The sequence below is a fragment of the Herbaspirillum sp. GW822-FHT03A08 genome, from assembly GCF_058801885.1.
This window is the reverse complement of sequence record NZ_JBXANR010000014.1, coordinates 1-3,479: the sequence shown is the minus strand read 5'-3', so window position 1 is coordinate 3,479 and position 3,479 is coordinate 1. Positions and strand designations below refer to the sequence as shown.

Below are 3,479 nucleotides of genomic sequence, written 5' to 3'. Positions count from 1 at the left end.
AACCTGACGACGACGGCGACATCGAAGATCACCGCGGATGGCGCCACCAAGGGCGGCAGCGTGGTGCTGTATTCGGACAATGTCGCTTATATCGATGGCGATGTGTCGGCGCAGGGCGCACCGGGCAAGGGCGGATACGTGGAAACATCGGGCCTGAAGGAGCTGGACGTGGTCAAGGCGCCCACGGTCGGCAGTGGCGGCGAGTGGTACATCGATCCCTACGATCTGGAAGTCGTGAGTGATTCGTTCAGCACCAACAACACGACCGGCACCAACGCCATCAGCTCCAGCGGCAACAGTTCCAAAATCCGGGCATCGACTATCGTCGGTTTGCTGAACGCAGGTACGGACGTAACGTTGACGACCGGGAACAGCGGCGGTTCGGATGCCGGCAACATCACTGTCAGCGCGGACATCAACAAGGTGGGAATGTCCAATTCCAACCTCACGCTGAACGCTGAAAACAACATCACCATCAACGCCAACATCACGAGCAGCGGCAGCGCGCTGAACCTGACGTTGAACAGCTATTACCGCGGCGACAGCGGCGGTTCGCATGACGCGACAGTCAATCATGCAGACATCTCGCTCAATGGCGGCACGCTGACCGTGACGAACGGAAACGCCACAGCTTATTCCGGACAAGGTGGCTTGAATCTCAACAACGGCTCGCGCCTGCTCCTTACCCAAGCCAGCAGCGGCCTGAACGCCGGCGACGTCACCGTAGACGGCACCAGTTCGCTGCTGATCAGCCAGGGTTCGGCATCGGTCGGTACTTTCACCAATAGCGGCATCACTAATATCAGCGGCAGTGGAACGATCAACGTCACCGGTGATGTCAATAATAACAATCTGCTTAATCTGAGCGGAAGCGGCAACGTCAACATCTCGGGCAGCATCAACAACACGGATACCGGCACCATCAATGTCGACGCGACGTCGCTGCATTTCAATCAGACCAACAGCCTGAATACTTCCGGCAACTTCAACGTGAATGGCGGAGCCGTCTCGGTTCAGGGCGGCAATGTCTCCGGCAATGTCAAGATCGCCTCGGGGGCCGCACTCAATCTGAATTTCGTGAATGTCGGCAATGCTACCGGCGCCACCAGTTTCACCGGCGCCGGGAGCATGACGTGGTCCGGGAATATCACATTGCTGTCGGATCTCACACTGGCCGCCAATGGGCCATCCCTGACGCTCGACGGCAATAATCCGGAGTTTGTTTTAACCTATTCCGGTCAAATTCCCCGCACATTGGCCACCAGTAATGCGGTAGTAGTAAATGGGCGTGCATCGCTGGATCCAGGTGTGATCTGGAACAACAGCGGGACGGTCAACATTAACGCCCTTCACCAGGAAGGCGACAGGCTGTCGCTGGGCGGCAATGCCAAACTCAACAATCTGCAAGGCGGCGTAATCAGCCTGACCGGACCGACTTCGCTCGTTGCGAACGCCGGAGATTTTGACAACCAGGCGGGCGCGACGCTGAATCTCGGCACCTGCTCGACGCTGGATGTCGGCAGCAATGCCAAATTCGCCAATGCCGGCAACATCACCATGCAGGCCGCTTCGCGCATCCTCGCTTCAAACGCCGCCAATTCGGGGCGCATCAGCGGAAGCGGCGTAATTACGTCGTCAGGTGTTTTCACAAATAGCGGCGTCGTGACCCTGGCTGACAATGGGTCGCTTACGGCGGCGTCATTCATCAACAGCCTTGGCGCTACGGTTAACGGCACCGGCGCGGTCACACTGACCGGAGATTTCAACAACAATGGCGTTGTTGCCCTGAGCAGCACAGGCAGCATTGCCGCAGTGAATTTCAATAATAACGATGGTGGCGTAGTCAATGGCAGCGGCACTTATACCTTAAGCGATACCTTCGTCAACAATGGCGCCGTGTCGCCGGGGGGCGACGGTGCGATCGGTTCCATCAATATCGCCGGGAAATTCTCGCAGGGAAGTACAAGCATCGTGAAAATCGATGTCGCCGGCGCTGGCAGCTATGACACCTTGAGCGCTTCGGGCGGTTTTGATCTGGGTAATTACGGCACGCTGACGACGAATCTGATGGGCGGTTATGCGCCCGGAATCGGTCAGACATTTAATGTCTTCTCCAGTGATGTTGCTTCAACAGGCTATTTCCGTCACGTCGAGGGCACCATACTCGGTACCGGCACCGGCAGAACCATGTTGAAAACCACCTACAACGGCGTCAACGGCGTCCCTGTCCTGACGATGAAGGGCAGCGAAGACATTACCTACACGGGCAGCGTGGAGAGCCAGTGGAAGGATTCTTACAGCTGGCAAGGTGGAATTTTGCCTACCGCCATCGACAATGTGATCGTAGGTAGCGGCGGCGCCTTGGTTCATGGAATAAATGACGGCACCGATACGGTCAACAGTCTACAGCTTGCCGACGGTAGCAATTTCTATATGGGAGGCGGGACGCTGAACGTGGGCAATATCAACTCCGCCGCCAATTTCTCTGTCGGAGGCGGCTATTTGAACGTGAGCGGGACCGCCAACTTAAGTTCGTTAAACATCATGAGTGGCGGCACGCTGGTCGGCGTCGGCACCGGGTCACGAATTAACGTCACAAATAATTTTTCGCAGTTCGGCGGCACCATCTTGAGCAGTGGAGACGTTGCGCTGACACAGATCGGTGATTCACAGATGCCGAACTCGGGAGATCTGATCGTGGGCGATATCACTGCGCGCAATCTGACATTGCAGGCACAGGGCGGTGTGATTGCACAGAACGGCGGCGTTGAAGACGGGCCTCTGCCACAATTGCACGTGTCGGGACAATTGACGACGTCGTCTGCAAGCGGCACCACCTTGACCAACAACGGCAATCAGATCGCCGCCTATACGGGTACGAACACCGGTCTTGGGGATATCTCGCTGATCAATAATCTGAATACTTCCTACACTAATGCGGTGCTGCTCAACGGCATCAGCAACGCGGGCGGAGACATTACCGTCGACAACACCGGCGCCATGGCGACTTCAGGATTGATTAAGGCATCGGTCGGCGAGGTGTCTTTGACAACCCATAGTCCGTTGACAATCGGCACCGGCGGCATCAATGCCGCCGGAAATATTTCATTGTCGGCAGGGAACGGTAGTTCTACAAGCGACAACCTCATTATCAACGGTGTGGTCACATCGGCGGGTGGCAATATCACGCTGTTTGCCGGCAACAGCATGGCTGTCAATGCAAATATCTCCACCTCTGCGCCGGGGCATGCGATCTTTACGATCAGCAATGGCGGCACGCCTGTTTATGCGCCGGGCGTCAGCATCACCGATGCGAACGGCACAAGCATTCCTGTTGCGGCCATCGTCAATCAAGTCATTACGCCTGCGCTTGCTCCGATTGTCCAGCCGTCGGTTGCGCAAATCGTGACCAGCACCATCAAGGTGACGACGGCGGGACAGAATATTCCGGTTCCACCGGTCTTCACGGCCAGCACCAA

The 3,479-nt window shown here is 56.7% G+C and carries 1 protein-coding gene; it reads left to right on the top strand.

Translation table 11 applies throughout. The features are described 5' to 3' along the window. On the top strand, positions 1–3,479 hold a 3,479-nt coding region (locus AC1RN6_RS24045), incomplete at both ends, for a beta strand repeat-containing protein (RefSeq protein WP_493007993.1).